We start from the raw sequence: 22445 nt of genomic DNA, 5'->3' as shown, positions 1-22445 counted from the left end.
TGTGATTAGAGCGCGGTCTCGTCGGTCTCGCCCGTGCGGATACGCACAGCCTGGCCGACCTCGAGCACGAAGATCTTGCCGTCGCCGATCGCGCCGGTGTTGGCAGAGGCCTGAACGGCTTCGACGACGCGATCGGCCAGGTCGGAGGTGCACACCACCTCGATCTTGATCTTGGGAACCATATTGGTGCTGTATTCCGCGCCGCGATAGATTTCGGTCTGGCCCTTCTGGCGGCCAAAACCCTTCACTTCCGTGACGGTCATGCCCGCCACGCCAAGCTCGGAAAGCGCTTCGCGCACCTCGTCGAGCTTGAAGGGTTTTATGATGGCTATGACGAGTTTCATTCGGCCCCCTTCTGCAAATGTCCGTGGAGGTCTCCGCAAGCGATGTGCCAGATTCGAAAATTGCCCGAAATCCGCCGCGACGCACAAATTTGATGCGCGGCAGCGACCCGAATAATGCTAATTATTGTGCAGTTGCGAAGTCGTGCCTAAAAATCAGGCACTTTGATCAAGCAGCGCGCGGGCGCGTTCCGCGTCATGTTCATCGACCATCAGCCGTGCCGGCGTCATCATTCCCAAACCGAGGCTCGCCATGCCGCCGTCGAACAGAAAGGCATGGATGCCCGCGGCCTTGAGCTCAAGCCACGCGAGATCGGCGGCGATGCCGTCGGGAAACTCGGCGATGCTGGTCAATGCCATCGCCTGCTCAGTCCGGACGCGGCATCACGGTCTGCACGCGAACGGGCAAGCCGTCGATGCTCCTGGTGCGCGTGGCGATCTTGGCCAGCCTTTCCTCGGGCACCTGCTGAGCATGATATTTGGACAATGTCTGGCGTTCGCGATCAAAGCTCATGTACGGCACGCCCCAGCCGCAGCTCGTCTGGACGCTCTCGACATCGATCACGAAGATCTGCCGTGTGCCGGGCAGCAGTGCGAAGGGCGCGGCGGTTGCGTCCCATTGTGCGTCCTGTGGCAGCACCGGCGCGCCGCGCCCATAGATGCGCAAAATCAGCGCGGGATTGTCGAACGCGCAGAACATGATGGTGATGCGGCCGTCGGCGGTCAGATGCGCATGCGTCTCGTTGCCCGATCCGCCGACGTCGAGATAGCCCACGCGCCGATCGTCGAGGACGCGAAAGCTGTCCATGCCCTTGGGGGAGAGGTTGACGCGCACACCCTCGGCAGCAGTGGCAACAAAGAACACGGGCTGTTTCGCGATGAACTCGCGGTGCTTTTCGGTAACGTGGTCGAAGAACTCAGACATTGGCGGATCGTAGCGTTTCGAGGCGGCGCATCAAGGCGATACGGTCGGGAATGGCGATCGCGAAGTCGCGTTCCAATGTGTCGCAGACCTCTGCGCTGCTTTCGAGCGTCCTGCGCTCGGTCGCGCCGCCCAGATTGTGCACCGCGAAATCGAAATTGCGCAGCGTGATCCGTTTCCCCGGCACCGATCGGGCACCGATCAGCATCTGCCGGAAATGCGTCTGCGGGCTCGCCGATGTCCACCAATTGGCCAGCTCATAGTCGACGGGTTCCTGAACGGTCAGGTCAAAGCGATAGGTCGTCCGCCAGGTCTCGCCGATGCGGATCTGCTGTTCCCATAGATCGCGGTCGCGCAGCAGGCGGAAGGGTTCGTGCGGCGTTTGCTGCACCACATCGGGTACGAGGTCGAGCACCCCCGTCAGCACCGCGCCGCCAAAGCCGACATCGATCAGCACCGGCCCATCTGCCAGCGCGACCCGCAACAACATGTGCGTGCGCGGCGGCGTGTCGGCATTGGGTTGATTCCAGTAGACGCGCGCGGCCAGCCCATCGACCGTGAAGCCAATGCGGCGCAGGACGGCGAGCAGCAGCCCGTTGCTCTCGAAGCAATATCCACCGCGCCCGCCATGAACGAGCTTCGCCATCAGCGACGGCAGCGAGAGGTCCACCGGCCGATCGAGCAGCGGATCGAGATTTTCGAATGGTATCGTCGCCGGATGCCGCGCCGCGATCGCTTCCAGCGTCGCGCGATCGGGCGCGACCGGACCCGGATAGCCGATGCGTGCGAGATAGGCGGCGAGATCGCCGTCGTCGAAGGGGCTGAAGTCGCTGTTGGCAATCGTTTCGACGGTGGCGCTGCTCATTCTCTCATCCCGTAGCTTACGGACTTAGAGTCTCGTGCATTAAATCAGAACCGTTCATCCTGAGGAGCCATTGAGCTTGGCGAAATGGCGTCTCGAAGGATCGGCCGCTGGTTATGTCCTTCGAGACGGGGCTTCGCCAGGCTCAGCCCCTCCTCAGGATGAGCGGTGCTTTTACACGCGGCGCTCTAAGATGCGACCGTTGCCATCCTCGTGACAGCAACAGCGTGTCAGGTAGCCGTCCCACCCACGGTGAGGCCGTCGACCAGCAAACTCGGTTGCCCGACACCAGCGGGAACCGACTGGCCGCCCTTGCCGCACATGCCAATGCCTTCGTCGAGCGCGAAGTCGTTGCCGATGCCCGCGACCTTGGTCAGCACGGTCGGGCCGTCGCCGATCAGCGTCGCGCCCTTGATCGGAGCGCCCAGCTTTCCGTTCTCGATCAGGTACGCCTCGGTGCACGAGAAGACGAACTTGCCCGAGACGATATCGACCTGCCCGCCGCCGAAGCTTTTGGCGAAGATGCCTTTCTTCACGCGGCTCATCAACTCGGCCGGATCGTCATTGCCGCCCTTCATGAAGGTGTTGGTCATGCGCGGCATGGGCGCGTGGGCGTAGGATTGCCGGCGGCCATTGCCCGTGGGTTCGACATTCATCAGCCGCGCATTGAGCCGGTCCTGCATATAACCCTTCAATATGCCGTCCTCGATCAGAACGGTCTCTGCGGTCGGCGTGCCTTCATCGTCGATCGAGAGCGAGCCGCGCCGCCCGCCGATCGAACCGTCATCGACCACCGTCACGCCGGGCACCGCAACGCGCTCGCCGATGCGGCCTGAAAAGGCGCTCGTGCCCTTGCGGTTGAAATCGCCTTCGAGGCCGTGGCCGATCGCCTCGTGGAGCAGGATTCCGGGCCAGCCGGGGCCGAGCAGCACGGTCATCTCGCCCGCGGGCGCCGCGACCGACTCGAGATTGATCAACGCCTGCGCCAGCGCCTCGTCGATCGCGCGATTCCACGTCGCCTCTTCGAACATCCGGTCATAAAGTTCGCGCCCGCCGATCCCGAACGAGCCCGTCTCGCGCCGTCCGTTCTGCTCGGCGACGATCGACACGTTGAGGCGGACGAGCGGCCGGATATCCGTGGCGGTAAAGCCGTCGGCGCGGACGATCTCCACGACATTCCACGATCCCGAAAGACTGACCGAGACCTGTGCGACGCGCGGATCGCGTGCGCGCGCCGCAGCGTCGATCATCTGGCAGAGCGCTACCTTTTTCGCGAAGGGAATCAGGCCCATCGGATCGACGTCGGTGTAGAGATGCCGGTTGGTCCGCTGCGGAGGCGCCGCAGGCTGGTCCTTTGCGGGATCGAGCAGTGTCAGCGTCTCGGCGGCGCGGCGGATCGCGGCTTCGCTCAGCTCGTTGGCGTGCGCAAATGCGGTCGTCTCTCCGCTCACGCCGCGCAGGCCGAAGCCCGATTCGCTCGAATAATCGGCGGTCTTCAGTCGGCCGTCGTCAAAGCCGAAGCTCTCCGACGCGCTGTATTGAAGATAGAGTTCGCCGTCGTCGCAGCCTTTCAGCGCATCGGCGGTGAGCGAACGGGCGGCGTCGGGATCGAGGCCGTCGGGGCGATACAGGAAGCTGCGGGGATCGGTCTGCATGCGACCGATATAGGCAGCTCAGGCCGCCTTGGAACCCTTTTCGGTATCGGAAGGGCCGCCGACCAGTACGAAACGCCGGTCGCAATAGCCGCAATCGACGAAACCCGTCTCGTCGATCTCGAGAAAGACGCGCGGATGGCCGAGGGCAGCGCCTCCCGGAATGTCGCTGGCGCCGTCACAGGCGACGCGGGCGGTGCTGACGCGGATGGTTTCAGGCGGTGCGATCATGCCGGCGCGCATAGCAAGTGCGGTTTTGAGACGCAACGGGGAGAGGACGTTCGTCGGCAGGGGAGGAAAGAGCTACCAACTTTCCCCGATTAGAGACGCGCTTCGATTGGGTTAAAGTGTCGATCGAAAATTGTGATGGTTGGGCCTTCACCATCCCGACCCGGCCTCTCGGCGCAATGGCGGCAATCGATGGGAATCGGCTTGCCGGTTGTTTCGGAAAGGAACTGACGAATGAGCACGACCGCGACCCCCAAGGCCTCGGAAGGCGGTGTTCCTACCTTCGCGGGCATGGACGCCGTCGAGATCAAGGTCACCATCCGCCCGGATCAGGAGCTTCGCGCCGAACGTGCGATGCAGGTCGACGAGGATACGGCCGATATCCGGCTCATCTATTTCTACGAAACGCCGAACCTCGATCTGTTCAATGCGGGGATCGCTTTGCGGGCAAGGCTCGTCAAGGGCGACGCCGATGATTCCACGGTCAAGTTCCGTTCGGCAGAAATGACGAGCATATCGCCGGATTGGCAACGAAAGGAAGGGTTCAAACTCGAGGCCGATTGTGTCGGTGACCGTGCAGTCTTCTCGGCATCGCTGACGCATCGGCAGCAGCGCAACGAGATCGACGAGGTCGCAAAGGGAAAGCGCGCCATCGCCAAGCTCTTCTCGACGGACCAGGAGCGATTTCTGACCGAGTTCCACAAGGGATCGGTCGATTTTGGCCATCTCTGCGTCATGGGGCCCATTCGCGTGCTGCGCTGGAAGCTGGAGCACGAGAATTTCGCACACGAACTGACGATCGAGGAGTGGCGACTCCCCAATGGCGACGATCTGGTCGAGGTGTCGATCAAGGTACCGCCCGACAAGGCGGCTCAGGCCCGAAAGGCATTCAACGATCATCTCGGGGCACTCGGCCTGGACCCTCAGGGTGCGCAGGAAACCAAGACCCGAACGGCCCTGGAATATTTCGCCAAGGTTTGCGGGAAAGCCGGGGCGTAACGCCGCCAACGGATCCTTCGCCGGTTCCCGCTGGCGTCATCGCGGGCTGATGTGGTCAGAAGTAGTTCACTGTCAGCGTGAACTGTCCCGCATAGCTGCCCGCGGTCTGGTTGGTGCCGACATTCAACTGCCCGCCGACATGGAATGTGTGCGGGCCGGTGCCCGTGAACAGCCGCCAGCCTGTGCCGCCATCGACCTCAAGCGCTGTCGTCATCGTGCCGCCGCCGGCGCGGACGAGCGTCGGTGACGCGCTGATCTGGACGTTGAGCGCGATGCCGAGCTGCGACGCGCCGACAAAGGTCGCACGTGTTGGCGCGCCGCCGGCGGCGATAGCGCCGCCCGTTGTGGTCCTGGCTCCGGTGGCGGGGTTGATCCGCACCGTGCCTGCGGTGGGACCCGCAGATATGCTGCCAAAATCCAGATCCTCGGTTTTGATCAGGGTCAGCGGCCGGACCATGGTTGCGCTTGCCTCGCCCGGTGTCTGCGCGGCAAAGGCGATGCCCGGGATGCCGGCAAGCGCCAGCAGCAGCGTCGTGCGCAGCGCGAAGCCAAGCACATTTTCAAGCCGGCTCTCGCCTGGGGCCGGGCGGCATGAGAGCAGAGAAACGGCATAGGCCGAATCCCTGCTGGTCCCCGGATGCGTCCCCCCACAGGCTGCTTCCGGTCGCCGCGACAGGCCCCCCGCCCGTCGCCACATCCTATGAAATATTCTGGTCCCCACATGCCGACGATTAGACGCGATTGGTTAAAACTCTCCCAATTGCCCGGGTTAAATTTATGGCAAATGCGCCCGCCGTCTTTGCGCGCGCGCCGCAAGCCGTTATGCGCAGGGCGATGAGCGACGCAGCAATCGAGATCGTCGGGCTTGAGAAAGTCTATGCGGGTGGCAAGCGCGCGCTGGCAGGCGTCAGTTTCGACGTGCCGCGCGGCCAGATTTTCGGGCTTCTGGGCCCCAATGGCGCGGGTAAGTCGACGCTGATCAACATCCTTGCCGGGCTGGTCAACAAGACCGCGGGCAGCGCATCTATCTGGGGCTTCGACATCGACAGGCACCCGCGCAACGCCAAGGCGTCGATCGGGATCGTCAATCAGGAGATCGTCTTCGACCCCTTTTTCACGCCCTTCGAGACGCTCGAGATCCAGGCCGGATTGTTTGGCATCCCCAAGGGCCAGCGCCGCTCGATGGAGCTGCTGCGCGCGATGCACCTCGAGGACAAGGCCGGCGCCTATTCGCGCACGCTGTCGGGGGGCATGAAACGCCGGCTCATGGTCGCCAAGGCAATGGTCCATTCACCCCCGGTGCTCGTGCTTGACGAACCCACTGCGGGGGTCGATATCGAGTTGCGCCAGCAGCTCTGGGCCTATGTCCGCGAACTCAACCGGCGCGGCGTGACGGTGGTACTCACCACGCATTATCTCGAAGAGGCCGAGGAGCTGTGCGACCGGATCGCGATCATCAATCACGGCAAGCTGATCGCCAACGAGCCGACGCGTGCGCTGGTTGGCATGGCGCAGGAAAAGGCGGTCGAGGTGACCGTCGATCGGGACGTGGCGACGCTACCCTCCAATCCCTGCTTCCAGAAGATCGAACTCACGGCCAGCCGCGTGCTCGCGATCACCTATTCGAAGGACAAGGTGAATGCCGGGCAGGTGCTCGCCGCGGTGCAGGAGCAGGGCTTCGGCATCGTCGACGTTGTCACGCGCGAGGCCGATCTGGAGGATGTTTTCCTCAACCTGACGCGCGCATCGGCCCATGGCTGAGCATAGCTACGACGTCATCGTCATCGGTTCGGGCGCGGCGGGGCTGACCGCAGCGATCAACCTGGCCGAACATTGCCGTGTGGCGGTGATCGCCAAGGGTGCGCTCTCCGACGGCTCGACCGCCTGGGCGCAGGGCGGAATCGCCGCGGTGCTCGAGCCCGGCGACACCTTCGACAGCCATATCGAGGACACGATGGTCGCGGGCGCGGGGCTTAACAACCGCGCCACGGTCGAGTTCGTCGTCGAAAATGCGCCCGCCGCGATCGAACGGCTGGCCGAACTTGGCGTGCCCTTCAATTCGGGTGGTGAAACCGAACGCTGGCATTTGACGCGCGAGGGTGGGCACAGCCACCGCCGCATCGTCCATGTCGACGACGCCACGGGCTGGGCGGTACAGCAGGCGCTCGAGCGCGCCGCCGAGGCCAATCCCAACATCACGCTCATCCCCGATATGGTCGTCATCGACCTCGTCACCGGACGGCATGGTGAACGCTATTCGGGCGAGGGCCATGTCTGGGGCGTCTATGCGTGCAACAGGAAAACTGGGCGCGTCGAGTTGTTCACCGGCCGCGCGACGGTGCTCGCGACGGGCGGGGCGGGGCGCACCTATCTTTATTCGACCGCGCCGCGCGGCGCGACGGGCGACGGCATAGCGATGGCCTGGCGTGCCGGCTGCCGGGTTTCCAATATGGAATTCATGCAGTTCCACCCGACTTGTCTCTACAATCTTGAGGTCAAGAATTTCCTGATCACCGAGGCGGTGCGCGGGGAGGGCGGGCATCTGCTGATCCCCGAGACGGGCCACCGCTTCATGCCCGATTTCGACACCCGAGCCGAACTCGCGCCGCGCGACGTCGTGGCGCGTGCGATCGACCACGAGATCAAGCGCCTCGGCCTCGACTATGTCCATCTCGACATCAGTCACAAGCCGCCCGAATTCGTGCGCGAGCACTTCCCCAATATTTACGAAAAGCTGCTCGGCTTGGGGCTCGACATGACGAAGGAACCGATCCCCGTCGTCCCGGCGCAGCATTACACCTGTGGCGGCGTGGTGGTGGATCTGGACGGGCGTACCGATCTGCCCGGGCTCTACGCAGCGGGCGAGGTGACGCAGTCGGGGCTGCACGGCGCCAATCGCCTTGCCTCCAACTCGCTGCTCGAATGCTTCGTCTTCGGCGAGGCGGCGGCGCGGCACATCATCGCAAACTGGGACAGCCTCGCCGAACCTCCACCGATTCGGCCCTGGGACGCGAGCCGCGTCACCGATTCGGATGAAGAGGTCATCGTCGCGCACAACTGGCGCGAGATCCGCCGCTTCATGTGGGACTATGTCGGTATCGTGCGGACGACCAAGCGGCTCGAGCGCGCGGCGCACCGCGTCAAGCTGCTGCGCCGCGAGGTCGAGGAATATTACGGCAATTTCCGTGTAACCCCCGATCTGATCGAACTGCGAAACCTGATCGAGGTCGCCGATCTGATCGTCCGATCGGCGCTCCACCGCAAGGAAAGCCGAGGGCTGCACTACACGCTGGACTATCCCGAGACCTTGCCTGAGGCGCGCGACACCATTCTCGTGCCATAAAATTTTGCCTTGCTGATTTTTGCGGCGCAACAATTGGCCCCCGATGGCGTTCAGGAACGTCGTCACTCGGGGAGCCCAAGCCATGTCCAGCCTCATCACCCGCCGGCAGCTTGTTGTCGCAGGCCTCGCCTTGCCCGTGGCCGCGCGTGCCGCGCCCGCGCGGCGGATCATCGAGGGGCGGCATTTCGTGGGCACGCGGCCGCTCGTGAATGACGGCTGGCTGGACGGCGGGACCGCGCTTCTTGCCGAATCCTACACCACGATCCGCAATTGCACCTTCGACAATTACGGCAATGGCGCGATCCGCGCGGCGCAGGGCGGCGTCGACGGACTGGTGGTCGAGGATTGCAGCGGCAGCAATTTCTTCCGCTTCTTCGAGAATTCGACCTGGGACAGTTCGCCGTCCAGCGTGCTCAGTAATTTCACATTCCGCCGCATCACCGCACAGAAGCTCGATCGCGGCATGATCCAGCTCAAATACGGCTCCAACAAGGGACTGATCGAGGATTGCATCGCGCTCGCCGCGGACGATGCGGTCACCTACTCCTGTGGCTTCGCGCTGGTAGGCGACGTCAGGGATGTCCAGTATCGCCGCTGCGAGTCGCATCGATTTTTCGAGGTCGGCCGTACCGCCAGCCAATATTGGAACGGCGACGGTTTTTCCGACGAGCGCACCAACTCGGGCATCCGTTATCATGGCTGCATCGCCACGCAGAACGCCGATGGCGGTTTTGATACCAAGTCGGCGGGCGTTTACCTCGCCGAATGCAAGGCGCGGGGTAACAAGAAGAACTACCGTCTGTGGAATACGGGGCATCTTGAACACTGTCAGAGCGAGACGCCGACCTGGCGCGGCGGCACGGGCAGCACCGCGCATTTCGCCTTCCAGGGCGGCGCGGGCTCGCGCTACGTGATCAGACGGCCCTATGTCCGCGCGACCACCACCAGCACCGCACCCGTATTCCTGTTCGAAACCACCGCGCCCGTTGTCGTCGACATCTATGACGCCGACATCAGGGCGCTCGGCGCTCCGCTGATCAAGGTCATTGGCCCAGAGCCGGTGATCAACTGGTATCCCGCACGCGCCAGCCAGAAGATCTTCGTGAAGACCGAGCGTGGCTGACGTGACCGGGACCGCCTCTTCGGGAACATTTCGCCACCGGGGCGGTTTGTTACCGGTCCAGCATAGGGAGGACGCGTCATGGTCTCGAAGAAAATTGCTCTACTCGCCGCAGTTCCGCTGCTTGTGTCCACGTTTCCCGCACTCGCCCAGAGCCCCGCGGCGCAGAGGTTGAGCCTTGCCAACAACACCACAGTTGCGAAAAATGTCCGCTCGGGTGCAGCGAGCGATCGCAGGAGCGCTGCGGCCGGTGGCAATGTCATGGGCTACGTGATCGGCGCGATCGTGGCGGGCGCCTTTATCTGGGGCGCTATCGAACTGATCAGCGGCGACGACGACGACCAGCCCGCCAGCCCCTGATCCACCGACTGCACTAATCCGCGACCGGATGAACCCGCCTGTGCGTCACTTGGGCGCAGGCGGGTTCTTGCCATGTTGCGATGCAACAAGAGTTTGCATAATTTACATTTTGTGGGGAACGATGAGTAATGGGAGTTCTCCATGGCATATCCCCTTTCGCGCCGGCGGCTGCTGGCTGCAGCAGGCGCGCTTCCGTTCGGCAGCCTGGCGCTGGGCAGCGCGAAGGCGGCTGATAAGACCGTTGTAGACGGCCGCGTTTTCAATGGCGCTCGGGCGCTGGTCGGCAGCGGCGCCGATGGCGGAACCGCGCTGGTCGCGAAAACCAATATGACCGTGCGCAACTGCCAGTTCCACAATTGGGGCAACGGCGCGATCCGCGCCTGGCATTCGACCACCGAACACTTCGTGATCGAGGATTGCTCGGGCAGCAATGTCTATCGCTTTCTCGAAAACTGGTCGTGGAATCACCGCGGCGGCACCCCCGCGCCGCTCAGCGATTTCACGCTGCGCCGCATCAGCATCGTCGACGCCGAGCGCGGGTTGATGCGGCTGCGCTATGCCAGCCAGCGCGGGCTGATCGAGGACGCCGTCGCCTTCGGATCTGCGGATTGCGCCAATTACTGCACTGGCTTCGCGCTGCTCGATCAGGTGAGCGACATCACCTATCGCCGCTGCGAGGCGCACCGCTTCATCGAATCGCGGCGTCCGCAGGACCGTTACTGGAACGGTGACGGCTTTTCCGACGAGCGCGGCAATGCGCGTATCCGCTATGAGGGTTGCGTCGCGACCGACAGCAGCGACGGCGGCTTCGATACCAAATCGGACCAGGTCTATCTTGTCGATTGCCGCGCGCGCGGCAACAAGCGCAATTACCGCATGTGGAACACGGGCATGCTCCAGCGCTGCCGCAGTGAAGAACCCGTGAGACGTGGAGGCACGGGCCGCGCGGCGCACTTCTCTTTCCACGGCGGATCGGGCGCGCGCTATGTGATCGATCGGCCCTTTGTCCGTGCGACCGCGGGCAATGCCGCGCCCGTCTTCCTTTTCGAGAACGACGCGCCTGCGGTGATCGACATCTTCAATGCCGACATCCACGCGCCCGCAGCGCCGCTGATCGTGGTGACCGGCGCTGAACCCGTCATCAACTGGTATCCCGCGCGCCCACAACAGAACATCCGTGTGGGCTCCGAACGCGGATAAAAGAACGGGCGCTGGCCCGATCCCGCACAAGCGGTTAGGACACTCGCTCGCAGTATCGGAGTGTTTCCATGATCGCCCTCACGCCCAGGCATCGCAACGCCGCGATCGCCTTCATCATGGTGACGGCGGTTCTCGACATCATGTCGATGGGGATCGTCATCCCCGTGCTCCCCTCGCTGATCGAGGAATTTTCGGGGTCCAATGCCAGCGCGGGCGTGTGGAACGGTGTGTTCGTGGCGCTGTGGGCCGCGATGCAGTTCGTCTGCTCGCCCATCATCGGATCGCTCTCGGACCAATATGGCCGCCGGCCCGTGATCCTGATCTCGACCGCGGGACTTGCTGCCGATTTCGTGCTGATGGCGCTTGCGCCCAATCTGTGGTGGCTCGCGCTCGGCCGTGCGATCGGGGGAATGACCTCGTCGAGCTTCACCACGGTCTTCGCCTATATGGCCGACATCACCGAGCCCGAGAAACGCGCGCGCGCCTATGGCCTGATCGGCGCCGCATTCTCGGGCGGCTTCGTCGCGGGTCCGCTTATCGGCGGCGTGCTGGGCGAAATTTCGCCGCGTCTGCCCTTCTGGGCGGCAGCGGGGCTGTGCAGCCTTGCTTTCCTCTACGGTTTGTTGGTGCTGCCCGAATCCTTGAAGCCCGAAAAGCGCATGGCCTTCGCGTGGAGCCGCGCCAACCCGTTCGGCGCGCTCAGGCTGCTGCGCTCGCACCCCGAATTGGCGGGGCTGACCATGGTCAACTTCCTGCTCTATTTCGCGCACCACGTCTTTTCGGCGGTGTTCGTGCTCTATGCTGCCTATCGCTATGGCTGGAGCGCGCTTGAAGTGGGCGTGCTGCTCGCTTTTGTTGGCGTGCTCGACATGATCGTCCAGGGCGTGGTCGTCGGCCCCGTGGTGAAGCGGCTCGGAGATCGCCGGACGATGGCCTTCGGGCTGTTCGGCGGTGCTGTCGGCATCGCATGCATGGGGCTTGCGCCAACGGGGCTGCTCTTCACGCTCGCGATGCTGCCCAATGCGCTGTGGGGGCTCGCGATGCCGACGATCCAGTCGCTGATGACGCAGCGCGTCTCCGAATCCGAACAGGGCCAGCTCCAGGGCGCGAACAACAGCGTCGCCAGCATCGCCGGCGTCGCCTCGCCTTTGTTCTTCGGCGTGGTCTATTCTATGTCGGTGGGCGACACGCCCGTGTTGCCGCATGTCGGCAGCGCCTTCCTGATCGCGGCGCTCGTGCTGCTGCTGGCTGCAATCATCGGTCGGTTTGTGGCGCGGCGCGCCGAGGCTGCGGAGGCGACTGCCTGACGGCTCAAAAATGCGCCAGATAGCCGCCATCGACCGCGAGCGTCTGTCCCGTGACATAGCTCGCGGCATCCGAGGCGAAAAATAGCACCGCGCCCGCTATCTCTCGCGGCTCGCCCCAGCGGCCAAGGGAAGTGCGTTGCGCCAGCCAATCCTCGATCTCGGGATCGGCCGTCATCCCGGCATTGGCCTCGGTCGCGAAATAGCCCGGCGCTACCGCGTTGACCGTGATCCCCCTCGGCCCCAACTCGGCCGCCAGCGCGCGTGTGAGCGCGTCGAGCCCGCCCTTGGCGGCGGTATAGGCGGCGTCGCCAGCGCGCGCGATCGGCCCGGCGATCGAGGTGATGTTGATGATCCGTCCGCCGGGCGGCATCAGCGCGGCCGCGCGGCGGCAGAGTTCGAACGGGGCGACGAGGTCGATCTCGAGCAGATGCCGCACCGCCGCCGGATCGAGCTGGGTCAAGGGCCGCCGGTCGCGCGCGCCGGCATTATTGACGAGGATGTCGAGCTGACTGATCCCCGCCATGGCCGCGGCGATCGCATCCTGATCGGCGAGATCGAAAGCTAGCGCCTCGGCCGATCCGCCCTGTGCGCGGATCTCGGCGGCGGCGCGCTCCAGCGCGGCACTGTCGCGTCCATGCACCAACACATGCGCGCCCGCACCGGCCAGCGCGTCTGCAATGGCGCGGCCAAGGCCCTGCGCGGCGCCCGTGACGAGAGCAGTTTTTCCTGCAAACATGGCGCCGTCTCTGCGTGGCCGGCGCGGGGCTGGCAACCCGAAACGAGTCTCTATTTCTTCACGGGTTGCGCATTGGTGTCGATCGGCGACAGTGCCTTGAGCTCGTTCAGGCCATTGGCGCTGGCCTTGGCCCAACTGCTGAACGCCATTTCGAAATCGCCGCGATTGCTCACGCTGGTGCGCCGCAGAATGAAGGAGTCGTCGCCAATGTCCTGCCGGTCCACCGCGCGGCCCAATATTGCGCCGGTCACCGAATCGCGCGCTTCGATCACCACGGTCGCCTCGCCCGCTTCACGCGAAAAGGTCCGCGTCCGGCCGGCCGACATCGTATCGGGTGCGGTAACGGTAAGGTTGATGACCGCGGTTCTCAGCCTGAGCACGTCGGGGCCGGGCTGAGTGACGACCTGATAGCCGGCATTGGTATAGGCTTTGACAAACACCTCCTCGAAGCCGGTCTTGGCGTTGTTGAGCATCTCCTGCGCGTCTTTGTCGCTGATGCGGTTCGAGAGCCCTATCGTTGAATTGTTATAATCCCTCAGCCAGTTCTTCTGGAACGCGACCTCGGTCGGGTCCATCATCACCTTTGTATAGGTGCGGAAATCGGCGCCGGGCAGCAGATAGACCTCGTCGAGGCGCTTTGCCTTCACCTTGTGCAGATTGTCCCAGGTGTCGGGAGCCTTGGCATGGAGTGCGGGGAGCGGAACCGCCAACAGTGCCACGCCGGCAAGTGTGGAGACGAATCGGTTGGTCATGGCCATTCACCTTCGGGCTTCCAGATTCGTCGACTATTCACCCGGCAGCGACCGGGTCATATCGGGGGAAACCCTGATACAGACAGGTGCGAACGCCGAGGTCGCGATCCACGCGAAACGCATTGACCAGGCGGCGGAATATTACCCGTCATTCATGACAGTTTCGTACTGAAGTTGCTAGCTGTCGCGAATATCGTCGGCCTATATGTGACACATCGTATCGACATCGAACTGAAAAACTTTGGGCAATCCAATATGATGATGATCAAGCGGCTCAATATATAGATGTGATCCATCATTTCATTTGAGAACTATTCTGTATCGAGGCAAAATAACACATAAATTACAAGTTTTTATAAAAAAACGAAAGATTGTGTCGAATTTGTCCTAGACAGTGCGGGCGCTGACTGTCATTTGAAGCAAACCAATCCGTTCGCCTGAACATTCGTTCCGGGTCACGACGGGCGGTGTTGGTCGGGCGGAGGGTTCGCCAGCCGATCAGTGCATCCGAACCTTCCGGCCGCGACGCAAGCAATATGCGGGCGTGCCAGATCCCATCGAAACAACGCCGTTCGCCCGCATCATCTGGCGGCATTCGCCGCGCGAAGCCGCCGACAACGGAATGCGCCGCGTAAATATTGGCGCGTAATGGAAGGCAGGACGTTCACATGAAGGGATCAACCATTTTCACCCTCGGTGCAGCGGTTCTGGCGGCGTCGATCATGCTGCCAAGCGCTCCGCCCGCGTTCGCGGGACAGGCCGAAGCACCAATCGTTTCGACAGCGAAATCCATGCCGGGCGATGGTGTGCGGACCATGGCGGTCAGCTATGCCGATCTCAATCTGCGCTCGGACGACGGCGTCAACCGGCTCAGCGGTCGCGTGCACCGCGCTGCGCAGTTCGTCTGCGATCTGGGCACACGCGTGGAACCGGTCGAGCAGCGACAGGACGGCCGCAACTGCTATGATGGCGCGATGAACCGCGCCAATCGCGATATCGCGATTGCGGTGGCAGCAGCCCGGAGCAGCGATCAACTCGCAGGCATGGGGCCTCCCAAGGCCATCCGGATCAGCAGTCGGTAGCGCGTTGCGTCAGAGCATTCTCAAGTCAGGTGAAATCACCTGACGACTCGGAGAATGCGAAAAGCAAAGGAAAAACTGGAGCACTGAACGATTCAATTTATCGTTCAGTGCTCTAGCGGGCGGCGGGCAGGAATGCCTTCAGTTCGGTGCGAAAGCGCTGCGGCTGATCGAGCATGATCATGTGCCCGCTGCCCGCGATGCGCGTGAGTCTCGCGCGCTTCGCGGCGGCATATCCCGAGCGATAGGCATTCTCGACGGCGGCCATGTCCAATTGCGCACCCGGCACCGTCGCGTAGAGGACGACCAGCGGCGTCGTGATACGCGGCAGTTCAGGTGTCAGGTCGGTAACCGCGATATCGTGCATCGCGCGCGCAACTAAGCCCGAATCGCTTTTGCGCGCGCCCTGATCAGGCGGGCCGAACATCCCGATCAGCGAGTCGAGCGTGCGGCGCCCCTCGGGCGTGCGGGTGAGCGAATCGCGCAACCCGTCGACGAGCGGGCGCAAACCGGCAACCGACATGCCGAGCCCCGCTGCCGGCGCCGGCAGCATGTCGACCACCATCGTGCGACCGATGCGCGTGGGCCAGCGCGCCGCGATCATCAGCGCGATCAAGCCGCCCATCGAATGGCCCACCACCGTGGGAGCCTTGAGTTCGTTGGCGATGATGTAGCGCACGATCTCCTGCGCGACGGGCGTGACGACGGGGCCGGAAGCGTTGCCGCGCGCCGGATCGCCCGCAAAGCCGGCAAGCTGAATCAGGTGGTATCGATAACCGGGCAGCGCTGCGACGGTGCCGCTCCACATGTCGCGCGAGGCGGTAAGGCCTGGGATCAGGATCACGTCAGGGCCCTGACCGCGCACGACGACCGACAGCCGTGACGAGGCGAAGCCTCCCGTCGCTGCCGACACTCCGCGCGGCAGCAGCGCGGCGCCCGCCGCCGCCGCGCCCGCTATCAACATGTTCCTGCGCGAAATCATCGCTGCGCGCCTCGAGCCTTTCCCGACAAGGCGGAATCGTCTTGCCGGGCAAGAAAGGCTCTCGATCCAATATCTTGAGCGCTTCCCGACCGAAAAACCGGTTCCCACTTTTTCGGGAAGCGCTCTAGCCGATCCACGATGAACCGTCGATGACGCCATGAATTCGCGCCGGCGCGTCAAACGATCTTTGTGACGAGCCGGCGCCCTGCTATCCCGCGCGCATGTCCTCGCAGAACCACCTCTATCTCGTCGACGGCTCGGGCTATATTTTCCGCGCCTATCACCGGCTTCCGCCGCTCACCAACATCCGCGGCGAGCCCGTGGGCGCGGTCTATGGCTATACGACGATGCTGTGGAAGCTCGCCGATGCGCTGCACAAGGCGGATGGCCCGACGCACCTGGCGGTGATTCTGGACAAATCCTCCAAGTCGTTCCGCAACGATCTCTACGATCAGTACAAGGCGCAGCGGCCGCCTGCGCCCGAGGACCTCGTGCCGCAATTCCCGATGATCCGCGATGCGACGCGCGCCTTCTCGCTGCCGTGCATCGAGGAAGAGGGCTTCGAGGCCGACGACATCATCGCGTCCTATGCCAGGGCCGCGCTCAGGGACGGCTGGCGTGTGACGATCGTCTCTTCGGACAAGGATCTGATGCAGCTCATCGAGCCCGGGCTGGACATGCTCGACACGATGAAGAACGAACGCCTTGGCCCCGAGCATGTGATCGAAAAATTCGGGGTGCCGCCCGAAAAGCTGGGCGATGTTCTCGGGCTGATGGGTGACAGCGTAGACAATGTCCCCGGGGTTCCGGGCATCGGCCCCAAGACTGCCTCCAAACTCGTCAACGAGTTCGGCGATGTCGAGGCGGTGCTGGCCGCAGCGCCGTCGATGAAGCCCTCGAAGCTGCGCGACAATCTGATCGAGCATGCCGAGATGGCGCGATTGTCGCGCGTGCTCGTGGCTTTGAAGGAGGACGTCCCGCTCCCCGATCCGCTCGAGGATCTGGCGATGAAGGGGATACCCGAGGCGCCCTTGCGCGCCTTTCTCGAGCATCATGGCTTTCGTTCGCTGCTCAACCGGCTGGGCACCGTCGCGGACGCGCCCGCGCCGCCGCCGAGCCCCGAGGCGGTTCTCCCCCAGGATCCGCCCTGCAATGTCGATGCGTATGAAGCGGTGGACACGCTCGACGCGCTCGACCGCTGGATTGCCGCCGCTACCGCACAGGGCTTCGTCGCCTTCGATACCGAAACCGACAGCCTCGGCCCACGCTCGGGCCTTGTCGGAATCAGCCTCGCACTCGCACCCAACAGGGCATGTTACATCCCGCTCGCGCATGTCGGCGGCGATCTGCTCTCGGACAATCCCGTTCAGATCCCCTTTGACGCCGCGATCGCACGGCTGAAGCCGCTGCTCGAGGATCCCGCGGTGCTCAAGATCGGGCACAATATCAAATATGATATCTGCGTCCTCGCCGCGCACGGCATCGCGGTCGCGCCGATCGACGACACGATGGTGATGAGCTTCAACCTCGATGCGGGGTTGCATGGGCATGGCATGGACGAGCTCGCCGCAACACATCTCGACCATAGCTGCATCGCCTTCAAGGACGTGACGGGCACGGGCAAGAACCAGAAGGGCTTCCACCAGATCGGCATCAGGGATGCGACGCGCTACGCTGCGGAGGATGCCGACGTGACGCTCCGCCTGTGGAGGCGCCTGAAGCCGCGGCTGGCGCCCGAACATGCGACGCGCGTTTACGAGATGGTTGATCGCCCCGTCATTCCTGCGCTTGCGGCGATGGAGCGCGAAGGCATCAAGGTTGACCGCGAGGAACTGGCGCGGCTCTCGGCCGAGTTTGCGGGCCAGATCGTCGAGCTCGAAAAGGAAATCCACGGCATCGCAGGGACTCCCTTCACCATCGGCAGCCCCAAGCAGCTCGGCGAAATATTGTTCGAGCGCATGGGGTTGAAGGGCGGCCGCAAGGGCAAGTCGGGGGTGTATTCGACCGACGTCAACGAGCTGGAGCGGATCGCTGCGCTCAAGGATGGAGGTCCGGGCATCGAGATGGCGCGCAAGGTGCTCGACTGGCGTCAGCTCTCCAAGCTGAAATCGACTTACACCGACGCGCTCCAGGCCGAGATCAACCCCGTCACGCGCCGCGTCCACACCAGCTATTCGCTGACCGGGGCGCAGACCGGGCGCCTCGCCTCCAACGATCCCAATCTTCAGAACATTCCCGTCCGCAGCGAAACGGGCCGCCGCATCCGCGACGCCTTTGTCGCCGAGCCCGGCAACGTGCTGCTGTCGGCAGACTATAGCCAGATCGAGCTGAGGCTTGCAGCGCACATGGCGGATGTCCCGCAACTGCGCGAGGCGTTTCTGCGCGGCGACGACATCCACAACATGACCGCGCAGGAGTTGTTCGGAGAGGTCAACCGCGACACGCGCGGCCGCGCCAAGACGATCAACTTCGCGATCCTTTACGGCATCTCGCGCTGGGGGCTCGCGGGAAGGCTGGAAATCACCGCCGACGACGCGCAGGCCATGATAGACCGCTATTTTGACCGCTTCCCGGGTATCCGCAACTATATCCACGAGACGCTCAGCGCCGTGCGCGAAAAGGGGTATACGACGACATTGTTCGGACGGAAGACGCATTTCTCGCGGATCAAGTCGAGCGTCCAGCACGAGCGTCAGGGCGCCGAGCGCGCGGCGATCAACGCGCCCATCCAGGGCACCAGCGCCGATATCATCAAGCGCGCGATGGCGCGGATGCCGGGTGCGCTCCGCGATGCGGGGCTCACCAATGTCCGCATGCTGCTCCAGGTGCACGACGAACTTGTCTTCGAATTGCCCGAGGGCGATGTCGACGCGGCGAAACCGATCATCGAACATGTTATGGCGTCCGCCGCCGAACCCGCTATAAAACTCTCGGTTCCGCTCGGCGTCGAAATCGGAACAGGCAAAAGCTGGGGCGCCGCGCATTGAAGGTCGTTCTGTGAACGGCCGAACCGAGGGGAGCGCGATGCCGGTCGAGGGGGATCAGAACGGCGATATCGCTGCGCTTGCCAAGGGTGGGCGCACCAATTTCTTCGGCTTCCTGATGCGGCTCGCCGCACGGCTTCCCTTCCTGTTCATCGCTGGCCGCTGGTATGGCGAGGATGCGCTGGGGCGCTTCGCGTACGCCGTGCTCGTCGTTGAATTCGCCGCGCAACTCGCGACATTGGGGCTGCGACGTGGGCTTGCCGAGCAATTGTCCAAGACCGACCGGCCGCACGTCCATGTCGTCTGGGATGCGCTGCTTGTCGCGGGAATCGCGTCGGTGCTCGCCTGCGGCCTACTGATGCTCTTCCCGCAGGCCATGTTCCCCAATAGCCAGATCAACGGACTGGAGCTGCTGCTTCCGCTGGTGATATTCGGGCTGGTAGGATCGGACTTGTCGCTTGCAGCACTCGCCTATCGCTTCGACGTCGGCGCGACGGTGCGCGCGCGCGCGATCATCGAACCCTGGACGATCAGCATCGCCGCGTTCGCCTTTGCCTTTTATTCGACGCGCGACGGCCTGATCCTCGCCTATGCGGTGTCGATGGTGGCGGCTCTGGTTGCGTCGCTGATACCCTTGTTCAAGAGCTATGGGATGCCGCATGGCTGGCGGCCCGACCCGGCGGCCTTGTTCTGGCTTGCCAAGCGCAACATGCCGCTGGCCGCGGCCGATGCGATCGAATGGGGATCGCGCCGGCTCGACCTGGCGATCCTTGGCCTTTTCGCCTCGCCGGGGATCGTCGGGATCTATTATGTCGCGCAGCAGGTCGCGTCCCTGCCGCAAAAGCTGAAGACCAGCTTCGATCCCATCCTCGGCCCCGTGATCACGCGCAATCTGGAGATTGGTGACAAGGTGGCGGTGGCCAGGCAGATCAGTCAGGTCGGTTTCTGGATCATTGCCGCACAGGCCGGCGTCGCGCTCGCGCTGGGCATTCCGGGCGAGGCGGTGATGGGGCTCGTCGGCCCGACCTTTGTCGGCGGCGTTGGCGCGCTGGCTTTCCTGCTCGCCGCCGAGGTCGTCGCGGCGACCGCCGTGGTCAGCGAATCCGCGCTCGTCTATGTCGCGAGGCATCGCAATCTGATGATCTCCTTCGCGATGATCGCGGTGCAGGCGGTGCTGAGCGTCGCTTTCATCCTCGCGATGCAGGATATGGGCCTGCCCCCGCTCTACGTCGCCGCGGGCCCCGCGGCGGCATTGTGCGTTGCCCTGGGACTCGCCTCGATCGTCAAGGCGCGGCTGCTTTCCCGGCTGCTTGGCGCGCCGGTCAGCGGCTGGCGCTGGGCGCTGATCTGGGCGGCGGCCATCGCAACGGTCATCGGCTATCTCGCGACGCAGGTGCCCGAATGGATGGAGCTGATCGTCGGCATCCCCGTCATCCTCGGGGTCTATGGCTATGTGATCTGGCGCCGCGGCTTCGGCCCCGAAGACCGCGCGCTGTTCAAAATGAAGGGCGCGCCAGCCAACTAAAGCATCGAGCGTAAAATTAGAACCGCTCATCCTGAGGAGGGGCTGAGCGAAGGCGAAGACCCGTCTCGAAGGATCCGGCACCGTGCGTCCTTCGAGACGGTGAGGCAGGTCGCCGTGTCCCCCGGACACGGCTGTGAACGTCCGGGGGACGTTCACACCTGCTCACTTCGCCAAGCTCAACGGCTCCTCAGGATGAGCGGTGAGGTGATGCCGATTTAACGCACGATGCTCTAAACTTCCTCCCCGGTACGAGGAGGGGGACCGGCGTAGCCGGTGGAGGGGCTGGCACCGACGTTTACTTCAGCGCAGCCCCACCACCACCCTTCGGGTGGTCCCCCTCCCCAAGGGGGAGGAACTCAAGCTCAATGCCGGAAGTGTCGCATTCCGGTGAAGACCATTGCGAGACCCGCCTCGTCGGCGGCCGCGATCACTTCCTCATCGCGGATCGAGCCACCCGGCTGGATCACCGCGGTGGCGCCCGCCTCGACCGCGGCGAGCAGGCCATCGGCAAAGGGGAAGAAGGCGTCGGAAGCAACCGCTGAACCGATCGTGCGCGGTTCGGCCCAGCCCGCCTTTTCGGCAGCGTCCTTCGCTTTCCACGCAGCGATGCGCGCGGATTCGAGGCGGTTCATCTGGCCCGCGCCGACACCCGCCGTTGACCCGCCCTTGGCGTAGACGATCGCGTTGGACTTGACGTGCTTGGCTACCGTCCACGCGAACAGGCAGTCGGTCAGTTCCTGCTCGGTGGGTGCGCGCCTGGTCACGGTCTTGAGCATCTCGCGCGTCACGCGGCCATTGTCGCGCGACTGGACCAGATAGCCGCCCGCGATCGTCTTGAGCATCAGCCCGCCGCGCGCGGGATCGGGCAGCTCACCGGTCAGCAACAGACGCAGGTTCTTCTTCTTCGCAAAGATCGCGCGCGCATCCTCATCTGCATCGGGTGCGGCAACGACTTCGGTGAAGATTCCCGAGATCGCTTCGGCAGTCGGGCCGTCGAGCGGACGGTTGACCGCGATAATCCCGCCAAATGCAGAGACGCTGTCGCAGGCGAGCGCCGCCTGGCATGCCTCGATCAGCGTGTCAGCGCTTGCGACGCCGCATGGATTGGCGTGCTTGACGATGACGACGGTCGGCGGGCCATCGCGGAACTCGCTGACCAGCTCGAGCGCGGCGTCGGCGTCGTTATAGTTGTTGTAGCTCAGTTCCTTGCCCTGGAGCTGCTCGGCCTGCGCGATGCCGCGCGCGTGCGGGCCCGCGGGGATGTAGAGCGCCGCCTTCTGGTGCGGGTTCTCACCGTAGCGCAGCTCCTCGCGCTTGTTCGCGGTCACCGCGAGCATGTCGGGGAAGACCTGCTGCTGGTCGGCAAAGGCGAACCACTGGCTGATCATCGCGTCATAGGCTGCGGTCGCCGAATAGGCCTTGGCGGCGAGGCGGCGGCGAAAGCCCAGCGTGGTCGCGCCGCCATCGGCGTCGAGCGCTTCGATCAGCTCGGCATAATCCGAAGGATCGGTGACGATCGCGACGCTGGCGTGGTTCTTGGCGGCCGAGCGCACCATCGAGGGACCGCCGATGTCGATATTCTCGATGATCTCATCGCGATCGGCGCCCTTGGCCACGGTCGCTGCGAAGGGATAGAGGTTCACGACCACCAGATCGATCGCGCCGATTTCATGCTCCTGCATCGACGCGACATGTTCGGGATTGTCGCGCACCGCGAGCAGCCCGCCATGGACCTTGGGATGCAGCGTCTTGACGCGACCGTCCATCATTTCGGGGAAACCGGTCAGGTCCGAAATGTCGCGCACGTCGAGCCCCGCCTCGCGCAGCGCCCTGGCGGTGCCGCCGGTCGAGACGAGTTCGACGCCGTGGCGCGCAAGCGCTTGCCCCAGCTCGACGAGCCCGGCCTTGTCAGAAACGGAAAGCAGCGCGCGCGTGAGCTTCACGGGCGAAATGTCGGTGGTCATGTCGATCCTTTGTCAGTCTGGAGGCGGGCAAACGGCGAGACGGGCTGCGCGCTGAGTCTGCGCAGCCCCTTAATCGTTCCGGCGCGATG

21 protein-coding genes are annotated in these 22445 nt (G+C 63.9%); 10 read left to right on the top strand and 11 right to left on the bottom strand.

Annotated features, from left to right (window positions below; genetic code table 11):
* Positions 1 to 5 precede the first annotated feature (5 nt).
* The 6 genes from D3876_RS02645 to D3876_RS02620 form a co-directional block, all read right to left on the bottom strand.
* Positions 6 to 344 carry a P-II family nitrogen regulator gene (locus D3876_RS02645; protein WP_119759548.1) on the bottom strand — a complete coding sequence of 113 codons (339 nt, stop codon included), beginning with the start codon at positions 342 to 344 and terminating at the stop codon, positions 6 to 8.
* A 153-nt stretch (positions 345 to 497) separates the two neighbouring features.
* Positions 498 to 701 (bottom strand): putative signal transducing protein, encoded by a 204-nt coding sequence (locus D3876_RS02640; RefSeq protein WP_119759547.1) that lies wholly within the window; start codon positions 699 to 701, stop codon positions 498 to 500.
* A 7-nt stretch (positions 702 to 708) separates the two neighbouring features.
* The gene (locus D3876_RS02635) at positions 709 to 1266 is read right to left on the bottom strand and encodes a pyridoxamine 5'-phosphate oxidase family protein (RefSeq protein WP_119759546.1); all 558 of its coding nucleotides are present in this window, start codon (positions 1264 to 1266) and stop codon (positions 709 to 711) included.
* The gene (locus tag D3876_RS02630) at positions 1259 to 2128 is read right to left on the bottom strand and encodes an arylamine N-acetyltransferase family protein (RefSeq protein WP_119759545.1); all 870 of its coding nucleotides are present in this window, start codon (positions 2126 to 2128) and stop codon (positions 1259 to 1261) included. Before D3876_RS02630 ends, D3876_RS02635 begins: the two co-directional genes overlap by 8 nt.
* 227 nt (positions 2129 to 2355) lie before the next feature.
* The gene (gene tldD / locus D3876_RS02625; RefSeq protein WP_119759544.1) at positions 2356 to 3780 is read right to left on the bottom strand and encodes a metalloprotease TldD; all 1425 of its coding nucleotides are present in this window, start codon (positions 3778 to 3780) and stop codon (positions 2356 to 2358) included.
* Between the two features lie 18 nt (positions 3781 to 3798).
* Positions 3799 to 4008, bottom strand: a complete 210-nt coding sequence (locus tag D3876_RS02620) for a zinc-finger domain-containing protein (protein WP_119760942.1) — start codon at positions 4006 to 4008, stop codon at positions 3799 to 3801.
* A 231-nt stretch (positions 4009 to 4239) separates the two neighbouring features.
* Between D3876_RS02620 and D3876_RS02615 the strand changes: the two genes are divergently transcribed.
* Positions 4240 to 5004 (top strand): CYTH domain-containing protein, encoded by a 765-nt coding sequence (locus tag D3876_RS02615; RefSeq protein WP_119759543.1) that lies wholly within the window; start codon positions 4240 to 4242, stop codon positions 5002 to 5004.
* A 55-nt stretch (positions 5005 to 5059) separates the two neighbouring features.
* Here the strand turns inward: D3876_RS02615 and D3876_RS02610 are convergent, their stop codons facing one another.
* Positions 5060 to 5560, bottom strand: a complete 501-nt coding sequence (locus tag D3876_RS02610; RefSeq protein WP_182911843.1) for a DUF4402 domain-containing protein — start codon at positions 5558 to 5560, stop codon at positions 5060 to 5062.
* A 278-nt stretch (positions 5561 to 5838) separates the two neighbouring features.
* Here D3876_RS02610 and D3876_RS02605 point away from each other — a divergent pair, with 278 nt between their 5' ends.
* The 6 genes from D3876_RS02605 to D3876_RS02580 all read left to right on the top strand — a co-directional run bounded on the left by D3876_RS02605 (position 5839) and on the right by D3876_RS02580 (position 12334).
* The gene (locus D3876_RS02605) at positions 5839 to 6765 is read left to right on the top strand and encodes an ABC transporter ATP-binding protein (RefSeq protein WP_119760940.1); all 927 of its coding nucleotides are present in this window, start codon (positions 5839 to 5841) and stop codon (positions 6763 to 6765) included.
* The gene (nadB, locus tag D3876_RS02600; protein WP_119759541.1) at positions 6758 to 8347 is read left to right on the top strand and encodes an L-aspartate oxidase; all 1590 of its coding nucleotides are present in this window, start codon (positions 6758 to 6760) and stop codon (positions 8345 to 8347) included. Before D3876_RS02605 ends, nadB begins: the two co-directional genes overlap by 8 nt.
* Positions 8348 to 8429: 82 nt before the next feature.
* Positions 8430 to 9470: a right-handed parallel beta-helix repeat-containing protein gene (locus tag D3876_RS02595; RefSeq protein WP_119759540.1), complete on the top strand. Its 1041-nt coding sequence runs from the start codon at positions 8430 to 8432 to the stop codon at positions 9468 to 9470.
* A 78-nt stretch (positions 9471 to 9548) separates the two neighbouring features.
* Positions 9549 to 9827, top strand: coding sequence for a hypothetical protein (locus tag D3876_RS02590; protein ID WP_119759539.1), 279 nt, complete (start codon positions 9549 to 9551; stop codon positions 9825 to 9827).
* Between the two features lie 141 nt (positions 9828 to 9968).
* Positions 9969 to 11027, top strand: coding sequence for a hypothetical protein (locus tag D3876_RS02585; RefSeq protein ID WP_119759538.1), 1059 nt, complete (start codon positions 9969 to 9971; stop codon positions 11025 to 11027).
* A 68-nt stretch (positions 11028 to 11095) separates the two neighbouring features.
* The gene (locus D3876_RS02580; RefSeq protein WP_119759537.1) at positions 11096 to 12334 is read left to right on the top strand and encodes a TCR/Tet family MFS transporter; all 1239 of its coding nucleotides are present in this window, start codon (positions 11096 to 11098) and stop codon (positions 12332 to 12334) included.
* A 4-nt stretch (positions 12335 to 12338) separates the two neighbouring features.
* On the opposite strand, the gene D3876_RS02575 is transcribed toward D3876_RS02580, so the two are convergent.
* Together D3876_RS02575 and D3876_RS02570 are read right to left on the bottom strand one after the other, a co-directional pair.
* Entirely contained in the window at positions 12339 to 13070 is a 732-nt protein-coding gene (locus tag D3876_RS02575) for an SDR family oxidoreductase (RefSeq protein ID WP_119759536.1), read from the bottom strand.
* Positions 13071 to 13120: 50 nt separating this feature from the next.
* Entirely contained in the window at positions 13121 to 13822 is a 702-nt protein-coding gene (locus D3876_RS02570) for a DUF3313 family protein (protein ID WP_119759535.1), read from the bottom strand.
* A 668-nt stretch (positions 13823 to 14490) separates the two neighbouring features.
* Here D3876_RS02570 and D3876_RS02565 point away from each other — a divergent pair.
* On the top strand, positions 14491 to 14904 hold the full coding sequence (locus D3876_RS02565; RefSeq protein ID WP_119759534.1) for a UrcA family protein: 414 nt from the start codon (positions 14491 to 14493) through the stop codon (positions 14902 to 14904).
* Positions 14905 to 15016: 112 nt separating this feature from the next.
* On the opposite strand, the gene D3876_RS02560 is transcribed toward D3876_RS02565, so the two are convergent.
* Positions 15017 to 15883 (bottom strand): alpha/beta fold hydrolase, encoded by an 867-nt coding sequence (locus D3876_RS02560; RefSeq protein WP_182911842.1) that lies wholly within the window; start codon positions 15881 to 15883, stop codon positions 15017 to 15019.
* 221 nt (positions 15884 to 16104) lie between these two features.
* Between D3876_RS02560 and polA the strand changes: the two genes are divergently transcribed.
* Positions 16105 to 18870 (top strand): DNA polymerase I, encoded by a 2766-nt coding sequence (polA, locus tag D3876_RS02555; protein ID WP_119759532.1) that lies wholly within the window; start codon positions 16105 to 16107, stop codon positions 18868 to 18870.
* A gap of 37 nt (positions 18871 to 18907) precedes the next feature.
* Entirely contained in the window at positions 18908 to 20392 is a 1485-nt protein-coding gene (locus D3876_RS02550) for a lipopolysaccharide biosynthesis protein (protein WP_119760939.1), read from the top strand.
* A gap of 362 nt (positions 20393 to 20754) precedes the next feature.
* Here D3876_RS02550 and purH read toward each other — a convergent pair whose 3' ends face one another.
* Positions 20755 to 22356 (bottom strand): bifunctional phosphoribosylaminoimidazolecarboxamide formyltransferase/IMP cyclohydrolase, encoded by a 1602-nt coding sequence (gene purH / locus D3876_RS02545; RefSeq protein ID WP_119759531.1) that lies wholly within the window; start codon positions 22354 to 22356, stop codon positions 20755 to 20757.
* Positions 22357 to 22445: the final 89 nt, after the last annotated feature.

Origin of the sequence: Sphingomonas cavernae (assembly GCF_003590775.1) — a bacterium.
Lineage (GTDB): Bacteria > Pseudomonadota > Alphaproteobacteria > Sphingomonadales > Sphingomonadaceae > Sphingobium_A > Sphingobium_A cavernae.
The sequence above is the reverse complement of the archived record's forward strand: the minus strand, read 5'-3'. Positions and strand labels throughout refer to the sequence as shown.